General features: G+C 55.5%; 20 protein-coding genes. 4 read left to right on the top strand and 16 right to left on the bottom strand.

Annotated features, from left to right (window positions below; genetic code table 11):
• Positions 1 to 35 precede the first annotated feature (35 nt).
• The 9 genes from adhP to ACQG2Q_RS12215 all read right to left on the bottom strand — a co-directional run bounded on the left by adhP (position 36) and on the right by ACQG2Q_RS12215 (position 8,702).
• The gene (gene adhP, locus ACQG2Q_RS12255; RefSeq protein ID WP_063849075.1) at positions 36 to 1,046 is read right to left on the bottom strand and encodes an alcohol dehydrogenase AdhP; all 1,011 of its coding nucleotides are present in this window, start codon (positions 1,044 to 1,046) and stop codon (positions 36 to 38) included.
• A 205-nt stretch (positions 1,047 to 1,251) separates the two neighbouring features.
• Positions 1,252 to 2,961, bottom strand: a complete 1,710-nt coding sequence (locus tag ACQG2Q_RS12250) for an ABC-F family ATP-binding cassette domain-containing protein (RefSeq protein ID WP_063849074.1) — start codon at positions 2,959 to 2,961, stop codon at positions 1,252 to 1,254.
• 586 nt (positions 2,962 to 3,547) lie between these two features.
• Entirely contained in the window at positions 3,548 to 4,030 is a 483-nt protein-coding gene (locus ACQG2Q_RS12245; protein ID WP_022648196.1) for a DUF2778 domain-containing protein, read from the bottom strand.
• Complete coding sequence (locus tag ACQG2Q_RS12240) at positions 4,027 to 4,488, bottom strand: Hcp family type VI secretion system effector (protein ID WP_233156067.1); 462 nt, start codon at positions 4,486 to 4,488, stop codon at positions 4,027 to 4,029. The genes ACQG2Q_RS12245 and ACQG2Q_RS12240 overlap by 4 nt, the downstream gene beginning before the upstream one ends.
• A gap of 325 nt (positions 4,489 to 4,813) precedes the next feature.
• The gene (locus ACQG2Q_RS12235) at positions 4,814 to 6,511 is read right to left on the bottom strand and encodes an NAD-dependent malic enzyme (protein ID WP_022648194.1); all 1,698 of its coding nucleotides are present in this window, start codon (positions 6,509 to 6,511) and stop codon (positions 4,814 to 4,816) included.
• Between the two features lie 176 nt (positions 6,512 to 6,687).
• Positions 6,688 to 6,825, bottom strand: a complete 138-nt coding sequence (gene sra, locus ACQG2Q_RS12230; protein WP_000841561.1) for a stationary-phase-induced ribosome-associated protein — start codon at positions 6,823 to 6,825, stop codon at positions 6,688 to 6,690.
• 95 nt (positions 6,826 to 6,920) lie between these two features.
• Positions 6,921 to 7,136: a biofilm-dependent modulation protein gene (gene bdm / locus ACQG2Q_RS12225; RefSeq protein WP_022648192.1), complete on the bottom strand. Its 216-nt coding sequence runs from the start codon at positions 7,134 to 7,136 to the stop codon at positions 6,921 to 6,923.
• Positions 7,137 to 7,277: 141 nt separating this feature from the next.
• On the bottom strand, positions 7,278 to 7,799 hold the full coding sequence (locus ACQG2Q_RS12220; protein ID WP_063849073.1) for a VOC family protein: 522 nt from the start codon (positions 7,797 to 7,799) through the stop codon (positions 7,278 to 7,280).
• Between the two features lie 51 nt (positions 7,800 to 7,850).
• On the bottom strand, positions 7,851 to 8,702 hold the full coding sequence (locus ACQG2Q_RS12215; protein ID WP_063849072.1) for a Vmh family MBL fold metallo-hydrolase: 852 nt from the start codon (positions 8,700 to 8,702) through the stop codon (positions 7,851 to 7,853).
• A 111-nt stretch (positions 8,703 to 8,813) separates the two neighbouring features.
• Between ACQG2Q_RS12215 and ACQG2Q_RS12210 the strand changes: the two genes are divergently transcribed.
• Together ACQG2Q_RS12210 and ACQG2Q_RS12205 are read left to right on the top strand one after the other, a co-directional pair.
• A complete protein-coding gene (locus tag ACQG2Q_RS12210) occupies positions 8,814 to 9,701 on the top strand; it encodes a LysR family transcriptional regulator (RefSeq protein ID WP_233156055.1) in 888 nt (295 codons plus the stop codon).
• A gap of 69 nt (positions 9,702 to 9,770) precedes the next feature.
• A complete protein-coding gene (locus ACQG2Q_RS12205) occupies positions 9,771 to 10,199 on the top strand; it encodes an OsmC family protein (protein WP_003857069.1) in 429 nt (142 codons plus the stop codon).
• Between the two features lie 30 nt (positions 10,200 to 10,229).
• Here ACQG2Q_RS12205 and ACQG2Q_RS12200 read toward each other — a convergent pair whose 3' ends face one another.
• From ACQG2Q_RS12200 to ACQG2Q_RS12170, 7 genes are read right to left on the bottom strand one after another with little or no spacing between them, the layout of a single operon-like run.
• Complete coding sequence (locus tag ACQG2Q_RS12200) at positions 10,230 to 11,156, bottom strand: oligopeptide/dipeptide ABC transporter ATP-binding protein (RefSeq protein ID WP_063849071.1); 927 nt, start codon at positions 11,154 to 11,156, stop codon at positions 10,230 to 10,232.
• Positions 11,149 to 12,135, bottom strand: coding sequence for an ABC transporter ATP-binding protein (locus tag ACQG2Q_RS12195; RefSeq protein WP_038416090.1), 987 nt, complete (start codon positions 12,133 to 12,135; stop codon positions 11,149 to 11,151). Before ACQG2Q_RS12195 ends, ACQG2Q_RS12200 begins: the two co-directional genes overlap by 8 nt.
• Positions 12,132 to 13,028 (bottom strand): D,D-dipeptide ABC transporter permease, encoded by an 897-nt coding sequence (gene ddpC / locus ACQG2Q_RS12190; protein ID WP_022648185.1) that lies wholly within the window; start codon positions 13,026 to 13,028, stop codon positions 12,132 to 12,134. The genes ACQG2Q_RS12195 and ddpC overlap by 4 nt, the downstream gene beginning before the upstream one ends.
• On the bottom strand, positions 13,025 to 14,047 hold the full coding sequence (locus tag ACQG2Q_RS12185) for an ABC transporter permease (RefSeq protein WP_003857077.1): 1,023 nt from the start codon (positions 14,045 to 14,047) through the stop codon (positions 13,025 to 13,027). The genes ddpC and ACQG2Q_RS12185 overlap by 4 nt, the downstream gene beginning before the upstream one ends.
• 23 nt (positions 14,048 to 14,070) lie before the next feature.
• Positions 14,071 to 15,603 (bottom strand): ABC transporter substrate-binding protein, encoded by a 1,533-nt coding sequence (locus ACQG2Q_RS12180; RefSeq protein ID WP_063849070.1) that lies wholly within the window; start codon positions 15,601 to 15,603, stop codon positions 14,071 to 14,073.
• Between the two features lie 15 nt (positions 15,604 to 15,618).
• Positions 15,619 to 16,191 carry a D-alanyl-D-alanine dipeptidase gene (gene ddpX / locus ACQG2Q_RS12175; protein WP_023306242.1) on the bottom strand — a complete coding sequence of 191 codons (573 nt, stop codon included), beginning with the start codon at positions 16,189 to 16,191 and terminating at the stop codon, positions 15,619 to 15,621.
• 12 nt (positions 16,192 to 16,203) lie between these two features.
• A complete protein-coding gene (locus tag ACQG2Q_RS12170; protein ID WP_063849069.1) occupies positions 16,204 to 17,058 on the bottom strand; it encodes a MurR/RpiR family transcriptional regulator in 855 nt (284 codons plus the stop codon).
• Between the two features lie 267 nt (positions 17,059 to 17,325).
• Between ACQG2Q_RS12170 and ACQG2Q_RS12165 the strand changes: the two genes are divergently transcribed.
• Together ACQG2Q_RS12165 and ACQG2Q_RS12160 are read left to right on the top strand one after the other, a co-directional pair.
• Complete coding sequence (locus tag ACQG2Q_RS12165; protein WP_048966627.1) at positions 17,326 to 18,822, top strand: alpha/beta hydrolase; 1,497 nt, start codon at positions 17,326 to 17,328, stop codon at positions 18,820 to 18,822.
• 66 nt (positions 18,823 to 18,888) lie between these two features.
• A complete protein-coding gene (locus tag ACQG2Q_RS12160; RefSeq protein ID WP_063849068.1) occupies positions 18,889 to 20,100 on the top strand; it encodes a diguanylate phosphodiesterase in 1,212 nt (403 codons plus the stop codon).
• The last annotated feature ends 15 nt before the right edge of the window (positions 20,101 to 20,115 follow it).

Here is a 20,115-nt window from a genome sequence, read left to right as displayed (position 1 = left end):
CCGGGCAGGGCAAACCCGCTACCCGGCCACCGCGGTTAAGAACGTAAATCAATCACCATACGGCCACGGATCTGGCCCTGTTCCATCTCTTTAAAGATGGCGTTGATATCTTCCAGTTGGCGCAGCGTGACTTTCGGAACCACCTTACCTTCAGCCGCAAACTGGAAGGCTTCGAGCAGATCCTGACGAGTACCCACCAGAGAGCCCACCACCTGAATCCCATCCAGGACCAGACGTGGAATATCCAGGCTCATCGCTTCCGGCGGCAGGCCAACAGCCACCACGCGGCCTCCGGCGCGAACCGCGTCAACGGCAGAGTTGAAGGCCGCTTTCGCCACCGCTGTCACCACTGCCGCATGTGCGCCGCCGGTTTTCTCCTGAATCACTTTTGCCGCATCTTCACTGCGGGAGTTCACGGTTAAGTCTGCGCCCATGCTGGCAGCGAGCTTCAACTGCTCGTCATTCACGTCAATGGCGATAACTTTCGCATTAAAGACATTTTTGGCGTATTGCAGTGCGAGGTTGCCCAGACCGCCCAGGCCATAGATCGCAATCCACTGGCCGGGTTTGATCTCAGAGACTTTTACCGCTTTGTAGGTGGTGACACCGGCGCAGGTGATGCTGCTGGCCGCCGCAGAGTCCAGCCCCTCCGGGACTTTAACCGCGTAATCCGCGGTCACGATGCACTCTTCCGCCATGCCGCCGTCGACGGAGTAACCCGCGTTTATTACGTCACGGCACAGAGTTTCGTTGCCGGTATTACAATATTCACAGTGGCCACAGCCTTCGAAGAACCACGCCACGCTTGCACGATCGCCAACTTTCAGTGACGTGACGCCCGGACCAATCTCTTTGACAATGCCAATCCCTTCATGGCCGAGGATCACCCCGGTCTTGTCGCCAAAATCGCCATTTTTAACATGGAGATCGGTATGGCAAACGCCACAGCACTCCATCTTCAGCAGCGCTTCACCATGTTTGAGCGCGCGTAAGGTTTTCTCTGTAACGTTAATCTGATGATCCTGAGTGACAACAGCAGCCTTCATGTGTTTCTCCTTTTACTAATGAGTATCTGCATAGCAGGTGTAATACCCATTAAGGATTAATACTTTGGCGGTGTAATGCAAGGCAACCGCAACATAATGTCATCAATTAATTCAGTTTCAGATTAAGAATACGGTGATCCTCTAATAATCAGTAGGGGAAAACGCTAACGTAAAAAACCCGGCGTAACGACCGCCGGGTACAGATTTATAGTTGGGCTTCTATCTCCTCAATCTCTCTTCGCCATTGCGCCTGCAACTGCGGTTTTTGGTGTTTTGGCTTGCGCGCCAAATCCTCTTCCAGCAGCATTTCCAGGGCAACCAGGCGTTCGAGCAGATCGTTAGACGCTGAAGGTGGTGCCTTCGATGCAGTCTTCGACGCCTCAGGCACCACCGGACCGGTGCTCGCACGCAGGCGCTCAAACACCGCCTCCGCATCGTGCCATTCGCTAAGCCTGCCGTCCTCAATCAGCCAGTAGCGGTTACAGCTCTGGCTAATTAACTGACGATCGTGGCTCACCAGCAGCACTCCGCCTTCAAACTGTTGCAGTGTTTCCGCCAGCGCCTCTTTGCCTTCCATGTCCAGGTGGTTGGTTGGCTCATCCAGCATCAGAAGGCTATAGCGAGCAAGCGTCAGGCCGATGAACAGCAGGCGCGAACGTTCCCCACCGCTCAGCGTACTGACTTTTTGTCCGTGTCGCGCCCACGGGAACCCGGCACTGATGAGGGCCATTTTACGGGTCTGCGGATCTGGCGCGAAAGGCTCCAGCGCGTCAAAGATTGTTGCCTCCTCCGAAAGCTGATTCAGCGTCTGATCGTAATAGCCTGGCGACACGCGAGGATGAAGTTTCAGGCCAGTCTCTGAAGGTTCACCTGAGAAATGCCGCCAGATAAGCTTCATCAGTGATGATTTGCCGCAGCCATTACGCCCGACGATAGCCACGCGATCGCCACTTCTAAGCCGCGCAATGTCGACGTGAAACAGCTCAGACAGGCCAGGCTCAGGCGCTACGCTTAGGTTTTCCATCTCCAGTAGCCGGTCTGCCCGCAGGGCGTCACCGCGCAGGGTTAATGTCCACGGACTGCCTGCGGTGAGCTCTGTCTGACTCTCCTTAAGCCGTTCGACCTGCTTTTCCATCTGTTTGGCTTTGCGGGCCAGATCTTCGTTATCGTAGACCTTGCCCCAGGTGGCCAGCCGTCTGGCACTGGCGGTTACGCGATCAATCTCCTTTTGCTCCGCCTTATGCCGCAGCGCATCACTTTCGTCTTTGGCTACCAGCGCCTGACGCGCGGCGGTGCAGGGAAGGGCGAAGTAGTGCAACATCTTATCGCGCAGGATCCAGCTGCCGTTGGTGACGGCATCCAATAGTTGCCTGTCGTGTGAGACCAGCACAAAGCTGCCGGACCAGTTCTGTAAAAACTGTTCCAGCCAGAGCAGGGTCGGCAAATCGAGGTGGTTACTCGGTTCGTCCAGTAGTAACAGATCTGGATCGCCGATCAGCGCCCGCGCCAGCAGGAGAAGCGTGTGCTGCCCGCCGCTCAGCGTTGCCGACGTTAAGGCCATGTCCTGCGGTGTAAAGCCCATACCTGCCAGCAGCGTTTCAGCTTTCCAGTGCAGACTCTCGCGTTCAGTGGCGGGCAGTTGCGCCAGCACGGCATCCAGCATGGTCAGGGGATAAATGGCTTCTGGCAGGTGTTGCTCAACGCGCGCCATCAGACAGTATCCGGCCAATGCGACGGTTCCGGCAGCAGGGGAGTCTGTGCCGTCCAACACCTTCAGCAACGTACTTTTGCCGCAGCCGTTGTCGCCCAGCAGGCCAATGCGGTCGCCTTTTTTCAGCGTAAAGGAGAGGGAGTCGAACAGCGTGCCAAACGCCGTATCAACACGTAAAGATTGTGCAGTGAGTAAAGTGCTCATTGTTGCTTACCCAAGAGTTACAGGCATGTTTATGCCTCGTCAAACATCGCTGACGATAACTCAGTAAGCCCGAGAGAAGGGATTTCAGGGGTTGGTGTCTTCGCTCAAGCGGAAGTTATCGCAGCACGATACCGATAACGCTTGAGCTGGTGCGATCACCAAATGTATGTGAAACATTGAAAATTTCACAGTACAGCATAATTGGCCTCCTTATAAGTTAAGTGATTATTAGTAACCATCACTATACAACATTTTCATAGAATGAACATACTACTGCGGCAAAAAGCGATATCTTCGGTTGCGGATACAGAACTAAGCGCGTGATGTGATAAAAGGAAGGGCAGCGTCGCTGCCCAGAATCATCTTTTTCGTATAAGCAAATACAGGGATAGCGTGATTACAGACGCAATGAATATGGCCATGCCGAAGAAAACATACAAAACAAAATCCATTATCCTTTCGTCGCCATATATTCCAAAAAGCTCCACAAAATCGTACTGCGTTTCTGGTGGAACAATCTTGTAGAGTGTAAACATTGATAGAAACACGGCTATACACCACAACAACACAAGGAATGCCGCCTTCATTAATAGACCTGCACAACGCCATGTGCAATCATGTAGTTTCCCAATTGCTGCCCTCCAGTTCGAAGTAAGGCTGATGCCAGAATCTTAAAATCGCTCTGACTATAAAGTGTAATACAACCCTTACTTATGCCAGATGGCCCGATAGGGTGTAACCGGAATTCACCTCGCCTTACGCCTTTCACAAAAGTCTCATCATTTATCAATCCGTCATCGCGATATAATGCAAACCATTCGTTCCGATTCGAACCGGTGAAAAATGCGTTAACACTATCCTTAGTTTGAGTATACCAACCCCCTAATCCACGTAAAAGTATGTAATAGCGACCAGGTGGGAGTGGGCCGATATCAGGTATATTTGCGCTTTCTGCACGGTTCGTCGCGTCACCATTCCCTGAAAATGCAGGAAAAAAGCCAACTCCGGGCACAGACAAAGTAGCGTACGTACCTCCGTTGAGGTGGAAAAAGCACTGTAGGAGATTCATGATCTGTCATTCCAGGAATCAGCAAAGATGATATTACCGTCACAGTGTCGCCATGTGATCTTCTCGTAACGGAGGGAAATATTTTCTAAATGATTATGTTTTTCCATTGCTGGATTTTTTACGTCATGCATCACCGGGCATATTGAGACCACTTTAACGTTCTCAAGGAACATGTTGAAGTATTCGACCTCTTGACCAGCATCATTGATTTTGTACCACTTAAACTCGGCACTTTTTAGCGTTTGGCCTTTTGCTACAGCCTTGTATAAGTAAGGGCTGGAACTGTCGAACTCCTTTTCAAAAACCAGAGCGCTATGCATGCGCGTACCCGTGATTTTTCCTGTCATATTATCTGTCGGTAGATGCAGTCCATGACCGAATCCTAATACTTCAATACTGCCCTCGCGATATTGCACATCAACCGCGCCTTTGATATCTGCGCCGCCGTCATCTTTCAGTCATAGATATGCTGGGATTGCCATTTCAAAACTCCTTTTTCAATAAATGAATTTAGTGATGCAAAACGTTACTAAACTCTTAAGAAAAACTATTTGTTAGGCAAGAAGTGTTATGTAAAATTTATATATTTTAAAAGGATATAGATTTTTGATTAGGTATGCATTTTTCAAATGATCGATCCTGCTGCATTTTTAAAGCCAAATTATCATGAGTGACTTTCAACAAAGCATTTATAGGCAGGATTAAGGGAATTAGAGGAAAAAGGGAGAAGGGACTTCACGTTCCCTCTCCCTTGTGAAGAGAGGGAACGTTCAAAACTCCGATTTAAATCGAAGTACGACGATAGCTACGGTATTCCGGCATCCAGAAGTTATCATCAATCGCCTGCTGCAACGCATCGGCAGAGGTTTTCACCGCGACGCCTTGCTGCTGCGCCATTTTGCCAACCGCGAAGGCAATTGCGCGGGACACTTTGTGAATGTCTTTCAGTTCCGGCAGTACCAGGCCTTCACCGTTATTCACCAGCGGAGAGTGACCTGCCAGCGTTTCGCTCGCGGACATCAGCATTTCGTCGGTGATGCGGGACGCGCCGGAAGCAATGACTCCCAGACCAATACCCGGGAAGATATAGGAGTTATTGCACTGCGCGATGGGGTAGAGTTTGTCCTTCCACACCACCGGATCAAACGGACTGCCGGTTGCGACCAGTGCCTTACCTTCGGTCCAGGCGATGATGTCCTGCGGCGTTGCCTCCACGCGTGAAGTCGGGTTAGACAGCGGCATCACGATAGGGCGTTCGCAGTGCTTGTGCATCTCGCGAATAATCTCTTCCGTGAAGAGGCCGGTCTGCCCGGACACGCCGATCAGAATGTCCGGCTTCACGTTGCGCACCACGTCAAGAAGCGAGAGCACTTCGTTATCCGTATCCCAGTTTTTCAGGTTTTCGCGCTTCTGCACCAGTTTGGTCTGGAACGGGAGTAAGTTTGGCATGCCGTCGGTCAGCAGGCCAAAACGGTCCACCATAAAGACGCGGGAGCGGGCCAGCTCTTCGCTTAAGCCTTCGCGCTGGGTCTGGGCAATAATTTGCTCGGCGATGCCGCAGCCCGCGGAGCCTGCACCCAGGAAGACAATTTTCTGATAGCTGAGCTGACTGCCTGCCGCACGGCTCGCAGCAATCAGCGTACCGACGGTCACTGCCGCAGTGCCCTGAATGTCATCGTTGAACGAGCAGATCTCATCGCGGTAGCGGTTCAGCAGCGGCATGGCGTTTTTCTGTGCGAAGTCTTCGAACTGCAACAGCACGTCAGGCCAGCGGTGCTTCACGGCCTGGATGAAATCATCCACAAACTGATAGTACTCGTCGTCGGTAATGCGCGGGTGACGCCAGCCCATGTACAGCGGATCGTTCAACAGTTGCTGGTTATTGGTCCCCACGTCAAGTACCACCGGCAGGGTGTAGGCCGGGCTGATCCCGCCGCAGGCGGTATACAGCGAGAGCTTACCGATGGGGATCCCCATCCCGCCAATGCCCTGGTCACCGAGGCCCAGAATACGTTCGCCATCGGTCACCACGATCACCTTGATGTTGTGGTTAGGCACGTTTTGCAGAATGTCATCCATGTTGTGACGGTTCTGATAAGAGATGAACACACCGCGGGAACGACGGTAGATCTCTGAGAAGCGTTCACACGCCGCGCCGACGGTGGGGGTGTAAATGACGGGCATCATCTCTTCAAGATGGTTCTGCACGAGGCGGTAGAAGAGGGTTTCGTTGGTGTCCTGAATATTACGCAGGTAGATGTGTTTATCGATTTCGGTTTTAAAGCCCTGATACTGGATCCAGGCACGTTCTGCCTGTTCTTCAATGGTCTCAACCACTTCAGGCAGCAGGCCCAGCAGGTTAAAGCTGCTGCGCTCTTCCATGCTAAAGGCGCTGCCTTTGTTCAGAAGGGGGAACTCCAGTAAAACCGGACCGGCGTAAGGAATATAAAGGGAACGATGTTTTTTCAGTTTGTTGTCCATGTCACTCACTCTTTTTAAGAAGATCCGTCCCTGACACTGCTGTTTGTCATCTTTCTGGCCTGTGCTATGGGGTGCGGTCGGTTGGTATTATAAAGGAGCTGATTATTAATTACCGCAACACATAAAGAAAAACACCACCGGGGTGACCGATGGTGTTGTGGATTTCGTACTGGAAATTACTTGCCTGCCTGACGTTTCCTGCCGGTGGCGTGGGTAACTTGCGTTTCGCTACCCTCCTCAATAACCACTTTACGCTGGTTAGAGAGCTTGTAGTTCAGTCCCAGAATATGGCGTGCCTGACGGTTCGATTTCATGTTAACTCCTCAATCCTGTTGATAGTTTTAAGGACAAGCTTGCTTACGCAAACGAAATGTAACCCCTTAGGTTGCAGATCCAGCTTAGCAGGTTTTTACAGAGGTGCGTTTCGCCCACTAACCACATAGTTGATGGTTTGCTGGTAGATGTCACTGAGGATGTCATTGTCCGTGGCTTCCACCCACTTGGTCAGTTCCATCAAAATGTCATCTTCAGTAACAACACCGTGCTCGGCGTGAAGACCTTGTGCGATCGCGTTAACAAGTTCCGGTTGTGCTGCTGTGGTATGTGCCGGGTAATAAGTAAACATGCTGCCTCCGTGTCGTTGTCTGTTTAATGTTACGGCGTGCAAAATCGTAATTCACATTCAGATTGGCAAATATTTTTGCCGTTGTGGTTCAGATTCGTCCTGGAATTAAAAATAACATCTCCCGTAGCACAGAAATAAAACTCAGGGTTTCCAGCGGCGTAAATTCGTGGTTTTTTCATAAGGCATGGGCGTCGGCCAGGAGATCAATTCCACAATGCTGCCCCAGGGGGTTTGACCATAGCAGAAAGCATTGCCTTCACCTTGCTCATCCGGAAAGCTAAGCGGCTTCGGCGCGGTGAACATCTCGCCGCCGGCGGCGGTGAAAGCCGCGATGGCACTATCAAAATTATCAACATAAACAGCAAAATGCTGAAGGCCAAAGTCGCTGGCGCGAGCGGGCATACCCTGCTCAGGACCGTGCATTTCGAAGAGTTCTATGCCGGGTCCGTGCGGCATAACAAGCATGCGAATGGCATGAATTTTAGTGCCGGGAAATAATTTTAAGGTGTGCTGCTGGGCGGGCTGATCGATATTATCGGTTTCTGCATCGACAGAATGATATAAAACCTGTGCGCCGAAAGCGCGTTCAAAAAATAGGGTGGCTTTTTCAATGTCGGGCACCGTAATACCGATATGGTCAATACCCCTTACTGATGATGTCATAGTAAACTCCTGCTATAAAAAATTTAAATATAGCAGGAGATAATCAGCTTATTACCACTTCATTTCGCCGGTATTCACTTTGGCACTCAGTTCCAGCGAACTGGCTTCCGCCAGGTTCGGCCACTGTTTTTTCATCGCGATGATGACGTCGGTTGACGCTTTATGTGTCGTGAGGGCCTGTTCAAACTGCTGTAGATAGCGACGGGTAAAGTCGATAGCGCCGGTACCCGCTGGCGGTGTCCCAAGGTAGTGGCCCGGAATAACGCGTTCGGGCTTAAGGGCAGCCATGCTATCCAGCGTCTGCTGCCACTGTTTACGGCTTTCCGGCGTTTGGGTATCCGCCGTCCAGACGTGAATGCCCCATGAGACGCCCGTGCCGCCGAGGATGGTTTTGGCGGATGGGATCCAGACGTACGCCGCATAGCTTTCAGGCTCTTCAATGCTTACTCTCTCACCGTCAATCATAAAGGTGGTTGAGGCAAGCACTTGCGGCACGTAGAGCTGCGTCGGCGCGCCATCTTTCATCTGTGGCCCCCAGAAGGCGAGCTTCGCGTCTTTTGTGGCCCTGATATGGTCCACCACCTGTTGCGTGGCGACAACTTTGGCATTAGGGAAGGCTTTCATCAGCGGTTGCAGGCCGAAATAGAAATCCGGATCGCCGGAAGTGATCACGATTTTGTTCAGCGTTTTACCGCTGTGGCGAATTTTTTCTACCAGCGCTTCGCCATCTTTCACGCTGAACTGGGCGTCAAACAGTACCGCCTCTTTCGGGCCAGATACCAGCGTGGAAGAAACGGCAAAAATGCCTTTTTCCTGCGGGTTATACGTATCAACGGTCAACGGAGCGGCAAAGACGGCCGGAGTTAAAAGGGTTGTCAACAAAGCAAGGCGGGCGATAGTCATAGTCATATCTCTGTTCTTCAGGTAAGTCTCTATTGTACGGATCTCTTCATTTGCCAGAATTCCTGAAACAGGAGATGCTTAGTTTCATAGATCGAGCAAATGGAGGTCAAAATGGATCGCGTTATTGCCGCCCAGGTGTACAACCGCATCTGTGAACTGGGGAGTTTAAGCGCGGCGGCGCGGGCGCTGGGGATCTCCCGTCCGATGGTGAGCCGTTATCTGGAGCAGATGGAGAAGTGGGCTGGGGCGCGGCTGGTTAACCGCTCCACCCGTAAGCTGACGCTGACGGCGGCGGGGGAGAAAGTCCTGCAAAAGACGCGCACGCTATCGCAAATTTCTCAGGAAATTGAAGATCAGTCAGTGAAGGATTTACCCTCAGGCACGCTTCGTGTCGCCTGCGCGCATTTTACCGCGATGCAGATTATCGCTCCGGTGCTGCCCGATCTGTTGCAGTGTTACCCTCAACTGCGCATTGAGCTGGATGTTAACAACCATCCGGTGAGCCTGGTGGGCGAGCGAATTGACGTGGCGATCCGCATCACCGATAACCCCGAACCGGGTATGATCGCTCGCCGGTTGGGAGAGTGTCGGTCCGTGCTTTGCGCCTCGCCGCACTACCTTGCAAGCCGGGGCGTTCCAGAGGAGCTGGAAGACTTAGCCCGGCACAACTGCCTGCATTACAGCTTTTTTGCCGGTCAGTCGTGGCGTTTTTTAACGCCGGCAGGGGAGCCGGTCACGACGGCGGTCAGCGGCAATCTCAGCGCCAGCATCTCATCTCTGCTGATGGAGGCGGCGATAAATCACTGTGGTATTGCCATGCTGCCCGAGCGCGAGGCCGACGCGGCGCTACGGCAGGGAAGCCTGGTGCCGGTGCTCAGCGCCTATACGCCAAAACCGATCGGCATTTTTGGTATTTATCAGTCGCGAGACTATCAGCCTGCGGCGCAGCGTGTGTTCCTCGACGCGCTGGCAAACCACCTTGCCACGCGATCGGACTAGTCTGTCTTCCCTGCAAAATAGATTATGCGTCCTATACTTATCCCTTTGTAAGCCAAAAGGAGAGCAAGAATGACGATTCATAAGCACGGTTCAGCACACTGGTCTGGCGACATCAAACGCGGCAAAGGGACGGTATCGACCGAAAGTGGCGTCCTTAACCAGCAACCTTACGGCTTTAACACCCGCTTCGAGGGCGAGAAAGGGACTAACCCGGAAGAGCTGATTGGCGCAGCGCACGCGGCCTGTTTCTCTATGGCCCTGTCGCTAATGCTGGGCGAAGCGGGTTATACCGCCGATTCCATCGATACCACGGCGGATGTCTCGCTGGATAAAACCGACAGCGGTTTTGCCATCAGCAAAGTCGCGCTGCAAAGCAAGGTGACGGTACCGGGTATCGATCCGCAGCAGTTCGACGGCATTATCCAGAAAGCCAAGGCCGGTTGCCCGGTCTCGCAGCTGTTGAAAGCGGAAATCACGCTGGATTACAAACTGAACTGATATCGGGCCGGGCGCATGCCCGGCTCATTTTTAACGGTTACGCCAGCAGCGTACGCTTCGGCTTGCGGAAGAGGGCTGGAGCTGTTGCGGCTGTTCACATCCCTGCGTCGCCAGCGAACAGCGGTCGCGGAAATAGCACCCAACGGGCAGGTGGCGATTACCCGGAAGATCGGTTTTTCGCAACGCCAGTTCCTCATCCAGCGGTTCTCCGGTCCGGGGAACGGAGTCAAGCAGCAGCTGCGTATACGGATGGCGCGGCTGACCCAGCACCTGGTCCGCCGGACCCAGTTCCACGATTTGCCCCAGATACATTACCGCCACCCGGTCGCTCATGTGCCGGACCACTGAGACGTTGTGCGAGATCAGCACGTAGGTCAGATTTCGCTGCTGTTGCAGGGCAACCAGCAAATTGAGGATCTGTGCCTGGACGGAAATATCCAACGCGCTGGTGGGTTCATCCAGCACGATGATGTCCGGATCCGAAGAGAGCGCCCGGGCGATAGCGATGCGCTGGCGCTGTCCGCCCGAAAACGCATGCGGCAGGCGGTCAAGATATTCCGCTCGAATCCCAACCTGCTGCGCCAGCGTTTCAGCCAACTGACGACGCTCCCGTTCGCTGCGACGTTGCTGTATCCACACCGGCTCGGTGATGGTGCGCCAGACGGGTAAACGCGGATCGAGGGACGAGAGCGGGTCCTGAAATACCATCTGCATACCACCCGCCGCATTCGCGCGCTGACAGGCACCGGTACTCGGTTTGAGCATGCCCATCAGCAGCTGCGCCAGCGTGCTCTTTCCACAGCCGGATTCCCCCACAACGCCCAGCGTTTCGCCGCGATGGATCCGGAGATCCATGCCGTTAAGGGCGTGTACCTGTTCCGTCACGCGCCCCAGCCAGTTTTTGCGCGCAGGAAAATTCACATGCACGCTATCCAGTTCCAGCAGTACCTCAGACATGGCGTCTCTCCTGTTGTGGGTACCAGCAGGCAGCCTGCTGGCCTTCTGCGCCCGTGGAAATTAAGCGCGGCGTTTCGCTGCATTTCGCCCCGGCAGCAAAACAGCGTTCGCGAAAAGCACATCCGCGCGGGAGGTGGCTGAGGTTAGGTACCGTGCCGGGAATGGCCGGGAGGATCTCGCGCGGTTTACCATTTTCCGGGGCACACCGCAGCAGGCCAATCGAATAGGGGTGCACAGGATGGTGGATCAAGGTCTGCGTGCTGCCGCTTTCGATCACGCTGCCCGCGTACATAACGTACATCCGGTCACAAAGCTGCGACACCACCGCCATATCGTGACTGATAAACAGCACCGACGTTCCGCTGGCGCGCGCTTTATGTTTCAGCAGACGCAGCACCTGAAGCTGGACGGTCACATCCAGCGCGGTAGTGGGTTCATCAGCGATGATCAGCTCCGGCTCGCAGGAGAAGGCAAGGGCGATCATGACCCGCTGGCGCATACCGCCGGAAAGCTCAAACGGATAGCGATCCATTACCTGCGCCGCATCCGGGATTTGCATCTCGCCCAGCAGGGTGATCGCCTTCTGCTGCGCGTCGCGGCGGGAAAGCGACTGATGCTGGCGGATCACCTCCACCATCTGCCTGCCAATACGGCGCGTGGGGTTAAGCGCCGTCATCGGCTCCTGAAAAATCATCGCCACCCTGGCGCCGCGCCACTGACGAAGCTGTTTTTCCGACGCGTTCAGCACATCTTCCCCGAGCAGCGTGACACGGCCATGGTGAACATGGTAACTGCCTTCCGGCAGCAGGCGCATCGCCAGCATCGCGGTGACCGATTTTCCCGAACCGGATTCGCCCACCACGCCGACAATTTCACCCCGGCCAATCTCCAGCGAGACGTGGTTGAGCGCGTGGACGTCACCGCGAAAAATGGGGAAGCTCAGGTGCAAATCTTCAATCGATAATACGGAATCACTCATGACTGCTTCCCTCCTGATTTGGGATCCAGCAGGTCGCGAAGACCATCGCCAAACAGATTAAAGCCAACCGCCGTGATCAGAATTGCCGCCCCCGGAAACGCGCAGTACCACCACTGGTCAAGCACGTAGTTACGCCCCACGGCCACCATTGCCCCCCATTCGGCGGTCGGCTGCTGCGCGCCTAATCCAATAAAGCCCAGCGTGGCGGCCATCAGAATGGCGCTGCCGATATCCAGCGACGCTTGTACGATCAGCGGCGGCAGGGCGTTACGCAGGATATGCCAGCTGATCAGGTGCCAGCGCGATGCGCCAAAGGTGCGGGCGGCCAGCACGTAGGTGAACTGGCGCACCACCAGCGTTTGCCCGCGTGCCAGCCGCACGTAAAACGGAATGCGTACAATCGCAATCGCCAGCATCGCGTTAAACAGGCTTGGGCCGAGCGCGGCGGCCAGGGCCATCGTCAGCACCAGCGAGGGGATGGAGAGCATAATGTCCATGATGCGCATAATGATGGCGTCGCCGCGCCCGCCAAGTACGCCGGACAAACAGCCGAGCAGCGAACCGATGCCGCCCGCAATCACCACCACCGCCAGCCCCGCTGTGATGGACTGCTGGCTGCCCACCAGCACGCGGCTGAACAGATCCCGGCCCACCTCATCGGTGCCAAACCAGTGCTGGGCTGACGGTGCCTGCAAGCGCGCGGTCAGATCCAGCGCGTTCGGATCGTGCGGGACTATCCACGGCGAGACCACCATCATCAGCAGCATCACGATCATAATGACCCCGCCGATCAGCGTGAGCGGGCTTTTGCGTAACATCCAGAACAGCTTTGCCCAGTTGATGCGCTGTTTAGCGGTGCTGACAGGGACGGGCGTTTCCTGAGTTAACATCATTCGGCACCTCCGCGCCCGATTCGCGGGTCGATCCACAGGTACAGCAGATCCACCACCAGATTAACGAAGACATAGGCCAGCGATACCACGACCGCGAAGCCCATGACGGCGGGGAAGTCCAGCGCCTGAATGGAGGTCACCACCCAGGCCCCCATTCCCGGCCAGGCAAACACGGTTTCGGTAAGCACCGCCCCGTACAGCAGATCGCCCAGCGCCAGCCCGAGCACGGTAATGGAGGGGATCATGGCGTTGGGTAAGGCGTAGCGCAGGACGATGTACCAGCCCGGCAACCCGCTCGCGCGGGCGGTACGAATATAATCCTCGCTCAGTTGCTCCAGCATCGCGGAACGTACCTGACGCGCCACAATACCCAGATGCACAAAGGCCAGGGTCAGGGAGGGTAAAATCAGGTGCTGCAGGGCGTTGAAAAACACCTCGCCGTTGCCTTCCAGCAGAGCGTCCAGCAGATAAAAACCGGTAACGTGGGCGGGCGGATCGAGCCAGTCGTCCAGCCTGCCGCCGCCGGGCAGAATTTGCAGTTGCCCGTAGAACAGAACGATAACTCCCAGTCCCAGCCAGAAGGCAGGCGTCGAGATGCCCGTCATCGCCATCAGTCGCACCAGGTGATCCAGCCAGCGGTTACGGTACACCGCCGATAAAATGCCCAGCGGCACGCCAATCACCAGCGCCAGCAGCAGGGAGCAAAAGGCAAGCTCCAGCGTAGCGGGGAAAAAAGCTTTCAAATCTTCCGCAACGGGGCGACCGGTGCGAATAGACGTGCCCAGATCGCCATGTGCCAGCGCCTCAACGTAGCGGCCAAACTGAATATAGAGTGGTTGATCCAGCCCCAGCTGCTGGCGGATGCCCTGCACGATTTCATCGCTGGCGCGATCACCGGCCAGCAGGCGGGCCGGATCGCCGGGGATCAGGTGTGAAATAATAAAAGTAATAATACAGACACCGGCCACCACCAGGATTAACCCCCAGCAGCGCTGGCGCACAATGCTCCAGAACGTCATACACTTCCCCCCGGCGTGGGCCGTTACTTACTCATGGTGGCGATGTTAAAGACCTGCTCAAGCATCGGATTAAAGGTGAAGCCTTTGACCTCTTTGTTCATCGCCAGCTGGTAGTTCTTCTGGAACAGATAAACGTAAGCCGCCTCGTCAATCACCATTTTCTGCGCCTGCTGGTAATCTTTGGTGCGTTCCGCCTGAACGGTGGTTTTCAGTGCCGCCTGCAACAGCGCATCGACCTCTTTGTTCTCATAGAATGAGCGGTTCCCCGGCAGCCCTTTTTTGTCCGATTCGAACCAGTAGTTCATGAACATGTACGGGTCAGCGAAGTCCGGGCTCCAGTTACCAATCGCAATGTCATAATCACCTTTGCCGACGCGGTCGCGCATGGTGGCGTTCGCCAGTTTCTCGAGCTTGACGTTAATCCCCAGCTTGCCCAGGCTCGCCTGCGTGGAGAGGGCGATAGGCTCCCAGTTCGGGTCGTTATCGGAGTAGAGGAACGTCAGGCTGGCAGGTTTATCTTTGACTTTCTCCAGCGCCGCTTTGGCTTTGGCCTCGTCAAAGCTGTACTGCATGGCGTTCGCATCGAAGCCCCACATGCCCTCCGGGATCGGGCCGCGCATCTGCTTGCCGTTCCCGCTGAGAATGCCTTTCACCATCCCCTGGTAATCGGTCGCCCAGGAGACCGCGCGGCGCAAATCCACCTGATTCATTGGAGGCTTACTGTTGTTCAGATAGAGGTAGGTCACCCGCAGGGACGGGTATTCCGCCACGGCCACTTTGCCTTCCTGCTTCAGAGCAGCAAGCTGATCCACCGGCAGGGCGTCGGCGATATCCAGATCGCCACGGGAAAGTTGCAGGCGACGCGAGGCGCTTTCACCGATAATCTTCACCGAGACGCGCTTAAAGTGCGGCTTTTCACCTGGCCAGTGTGGGTTGGGCACCATCACCAGTTGTTGACCTTTCCGCCAGCTTTTCAGCATAAACGGTCCGGAACCCGCGGTGTTTTGCGCCAGGAAACCGCGTGCGTCGTCGGCGGCATTGGCCTTCAGCACCGCCGGGTTGACGATCGACGCGCCGTCATTGGCCAGCGTGTAGAGGAACGGGGCAAACGGCTGGCTGAGGGTGAATTTCACCGTATGCTCATCCACCGTGTCCACTTTCAAATCTTTCGGGAACGCTTCGGAAGGTCCCTGGTTGATTTTAAGCAGACGTTCAAACGACAGCTTGACCGCTTCGGCGGTCACCGGCGTGCCGTCGGCGAATTTTGCATTATCTGCCAGGGTGAACGTCCACACTTTCTGGTCGTCTGACGCCTTCCAGCCCGTCGACAGATCGCCTTCCACCTCCGTGGTGCCAGGCTTGTATTTCACCAGACGCTGGTACGAGGGGTAGGTCACCGTCCAGTCGTTGTTATCGATAGTGACCGCCGGATCCAGCGTTTGCGGATCGGCAGCTTTCCCTATCACCAGCATATCTTTTGGCACCGCCGCCAGCGCGAGAGGGGCGCTCAGGGCGAGCGTAGCGGCAATCAGGGTAGTAAGCAGCGTTGTTTTCATGGCCGGGCTCCAGAATTACAGTGAGTGTGTGATCGGATAACAGGCGAACTGGTCATCTAACAGCGGATAGCTGGCGGCGTTCGGCAGCTCGAAATGCCACCACTCGCTGCTGATGCCCACAAAACCGCCGCCGTACATAACGGCGTTCAGGAGCAGACGATTTCGCTGCGCCTCGGGCGGAACGGAAGGGTGCCAGGCGTGAGAACGGTCGTGCATTTCGTCAAACCCGGCGCCCATATCCAGCACGTTGTCGTGTTCATCCATCAGCGTAACGTCAATGGCAGTGCCCCGGCTGTGGTTCGAGCCAATCGCGACATCCACCACGTATTCCGGATTGGGGCAGGCATCCCAGAGTTGCGCCTGTGCCTGCTGCGGGCGATAGGCGTCGTAGACCACCAGCTTCAGACCGGCCAGCGCGGCGATACTGATCGATTTCGCCAGCGCGGTGGCGGCATCCGTGTGCAGCAGGCACGCGGCGTGCTGATAGATCGGGCGGCCGGTAATGTTATCGGCGGTCGCGTATTTCAGATCGATATGCAGCGTGGGAAAAGTTTTCGCCACATCAATCAGTTGACTCTCTTCAGGCATAGCTCCGCTCCTTTAGCGTTCAAATTGACCAAATTCTTGTTGTAGTTGTCGGTTGATTGCCAGACGTTCCGGCAGCGCTTCCCCCAGCGCCTCCACAACGCCCGACAGCAGCAGGTTGAACAGACAGCTCACCGGCGCCAGCGAGTCCCAGAAATGGCCGGTATCGGTCTTCACCTGGAGTAAATCAATCGGGTAATCCCGCGCCCACGGGCACCAGATATCGGTGATCAGCGCCATCGCCAGGCCTTTTTCGCTCGCCACGTGGCAGTACTGGCGGGCAATGGCGGAGTAGGCGCGGGTATCGGTCAGCACGATATACGGGTTAGCAAAGCCGGAGTTAAGCGACTCCACCCAGCTACCGGAGAGCCCTTCGGAATAGCTTACCCGCGGGCGCAGATACTCCAGATGGCTGAAGAACGCATTGGCGATCCCGCGCGTGGACTGGATCCCCAGCACGAAGACGGCGTCGGCATGGGAAAGTTGCTGGACCACCTGCCTGAACGTTTCGCTTTGCGCCAGCTGGTAGACATGGGCAATGGCGTCCACCTCCAGCGACAGGGAGTGCTGAAGGCGATCCGACAGCGGCTGTTGCTGTTTCCAGGAGTCCAGCCGCTCGTTAATGCCCCAGGGCTGATGGGGATCGCGCAGGCTTTTTTTGGCGTCATCAAGGTTGCGATAGCCCAGCTTGCGCAGAAAGCGTCCGACGGTGATCCCGCTGGTGGCCGTGGCCAGCGCCACGCTCTCAGCCGTTTCAAAGGGGATCTGCCCGACGTGCGCCAGCATCCAGCTTGCCACCCGCTTTTCGCTCGGGGTGAGCTGGCTAAAGGTCGCTTCGATACGGCTCAACACCTCTGGTTTGGTCGTCATACCGCCTCGCTGTTAACTGGCTGTCAAAAGCCGGGTTTCTGTTATCAGATTAACAATGCAGGACGCGTGCCATGTTCACATTGCGGCGAAAACGCGCTGTGCAGCAAAGTTAATGCAATATTTGTTTAACAGATGCTCAACATTTGTGCAGCGTAGTTCACTTTTGGTGCAGTGTCCGGCCTGAGCGATATCTATTTGGTGAATACGACAGCCTCTTCACATTTTTTGGTAAGATGAAAGCTCTGTGGATAAGAGAGGGAGCCTTACATGGCGAATTTGCCCTGGCGGGTCAGCGTGCGCCTGATGGCTCTCGCAAAAAAAATAGCGATGGTCATCGGGATCATTGTGCTCGTTCTGCTGGCGGTGCGGGTTTATCTTTCGCAGCAGGGGCCGGCTCTGCATCACTGGCATACCTGGCGGGCTGACGAAATGTCCGTGCAGGAGATGGATAACGCGACCTTCGCAGCCTATGTCGCGCGGGAAAACGCCATCTTCACCGCTCTTGATGCTGAGGTGACGGCGAAAGTCACCCCCGCAGAGCGCACGCCGCTGAACCGCTATTACCGTCAGAGCCTGGTGTGGCCAGGACACTTTACTCCGGATGCAAACCGGTCGTTTGTGCTGATGCCTGCCGGAAAGCCGCGCGGGGCGGTAGTGTTGTTGCACGGTCTGACGGATTCGCCCTACAGCGTCAGGCGTCTGGCCGTGAATTATCAAAAGCACGGCTTTGTGGCCGTAGTGCCTCGTTTGCCCGGACATGGCACGGCGCCGGGCGCGTTGACAGACGTTGACTGGGAGGCGTGGCTGGCAGCTACGCGCCTTGCGGTTCGTGAAGCAACACGCCTGACAGGGAACGATCTCCCCCTGCACCTGGCGGGCTATTCCAACGGCGGTGCGCTGGCGATGAAATACGCCCTCGACGCCCTTGATGCGCCTGAACTGCGTAAACCTCAGCAGATCGTTTTGCTCTCACCGATGATTGGCGTCACGGCGTTTGCGCGCTTTGCCGGATTCGCCGGGCTACCGGCTATGTTACCGGCGTTTGCCAAAGCCGCGTGGCTCAACATTTCGCCGGAATATAATCCTTATAAATACAATTCGTTCCCGGTGAATGCGGCACGTCAGTCCTGGCTGCTTACCCGGGCGCTGCATGAGCAGATAAACCGCGATGTTCATGATCACAAACTAACGCAGCTTCCGCCGGTACTGGCGTTTCAGTCGGTCATGGATTCAACGGTCAGTACCCGCGCCGTAGTCAGCGGGCTGTTTGACCAGCTTCCGGCAAATGGCAGCGAACTGGTGGTATTTGACATCAATCAGGCCGGGAGTTTCCGTCCACTGTTCAGGCCATCATCCTGGACGGCGGTGGCTGACCTGCTGCCCGAGGCGAAAAGACGTTACAGTGTCACAATCGTGACCAATGCCAGCCCTGACAGGTTTGATATGGTGGCAAAGACAACGCCTGCGGGCAGCACCCGGGAAACGGTGACGCCGCTGTCGGTCTCGTATCCGCAGGAGGTTTATTCCCTGTCGCATATTGCCATTCCGTTCCCGCCTGAAGACGATCTGTATGGCCGCCATCCTGAGGTGAAAAACCGCTATGGAATCAGTCTCGGGACGATAGCCCTGTGGGGAGAAACCTCAGTTCTGAGCGTCGGTAAAGATGCGTTAATGCGCGTAACGTCGAATCCTTTCTACGACTATATGCAGACGCGGATCGACAGCCGTCTCGGTGAGAATCAACCCCGAAGTGGAATAGACTAGGCCACCCCAGGGAACTATGTTAAACAGTACCGTTCAGGCGTATACCCCATACCGGACCCCGTTTCTGTGCTGACAACTCTCATTTATCGAAGCCAGCTGAGCTTAACCTGCACCTCCGCAGCGTTAAGCGCGCTGGTTGAAAAGGCCAGGATCCGTAATACGGAGCAGGGCATCTCAGGCATTCTTCTCTCCAGTGGACGTGACGTTCTGCAAATTCTCGAAGGCACGGAACAGAACGTCGTCGCGCTTTTTAACACCATCCGTGCGGACAACCGGCATACCGGCGTGGTGGAGCTGATGCGCGATTACGGTCCGCGCCGACGTTTCGAAGACGTGGGAATGCTGCTGTTTAACCTGGACATTCAGACCCCGAAAGCGGTTCTGGCATCGGTTCTGCATTACAGCAAGCTGGAAAGCTACCTGACTTCTGAGGATCGGGTCTTCAAATTTATTCAGACCTTTATCGCCGGCAAAACCGCTATCCCACCCGCTTTGGACTATGAGCCTGATAAATGGACGCTTTCGCGAGAGCGCGCGCCGTTTGGTAAAGGGTTAGGTCTGTTGGCGGGACAGCCCTGCCAGTTTGCGCTGCAACCCATTGTCGAGCCGTCCGAAGGCAAAATCAGTTCTCTCGAAGCGCTTATACGCGGAAACGACGGCGGCAGCCCGGAGCATTTTTTCCGTAGTCTCGATCGTGAAAAGATATACGAAGTCGATCTGCATACCAAAGCCTGGACCTTTGCGCTGGCGCAAAAGCTCGGCATCGGCAGCCACAAACTGGCGGTGAACCTGCTGCCAATGTCGCTGGTTAACGTGCCGGGCGCGGTAGAGTTCCTGGTAACGCAGATCAAAAAGCACAATCTACAGCCAGAGCAGGTGATCATTGAAGTCACTGAGAACGAGATGATCTCTGGCTTCAACCAGTTTAACAGCGCCATTAAACAGCTGCGCGCGGAAGGGGTTGGGCTGGCGATAGATGATTTTGGTTCCGGCTATGCTGGTCTTTCACTGCTCACGCGGTTCCAGCCGGATAAGCTCAAAATCGACAGAGAGATCGTCAGCGATATCCACCTGAGCGGGCCCAAGCAGGCGATTGTGAAGTCGATAATCAGCTGCTGCACCGATCTGGAGATTACGCTGGTCGCAGAAGGCATTGAGAAGATAGAAGAGTGGTGCTGGCTTGAATCCGCCGGTATTCGCCGCTTCCAGGGCTTTTTGTTCGCCCGCCCGCAGCTCAATGGCGTGGGTGATATTCACTGGCCCCATCGGGTGGGTTAAGCAAATTGTCCCTCG

Origin of the sequence: Enterobacter cloacae complex sp. 370H10, assembly GCF_050031535.1 — a bacterium.
GTDB classification, from domain to species: Bacteria; Pseudomonadota; Gammaproteobacteria; order Enterobacterales; family Enterobacteriaceae; genus Enterobacter; species Enterobacter intestinihominis.
This window is presented reverse-complemented; position numbering and strand designations above follow the sequence as displayed.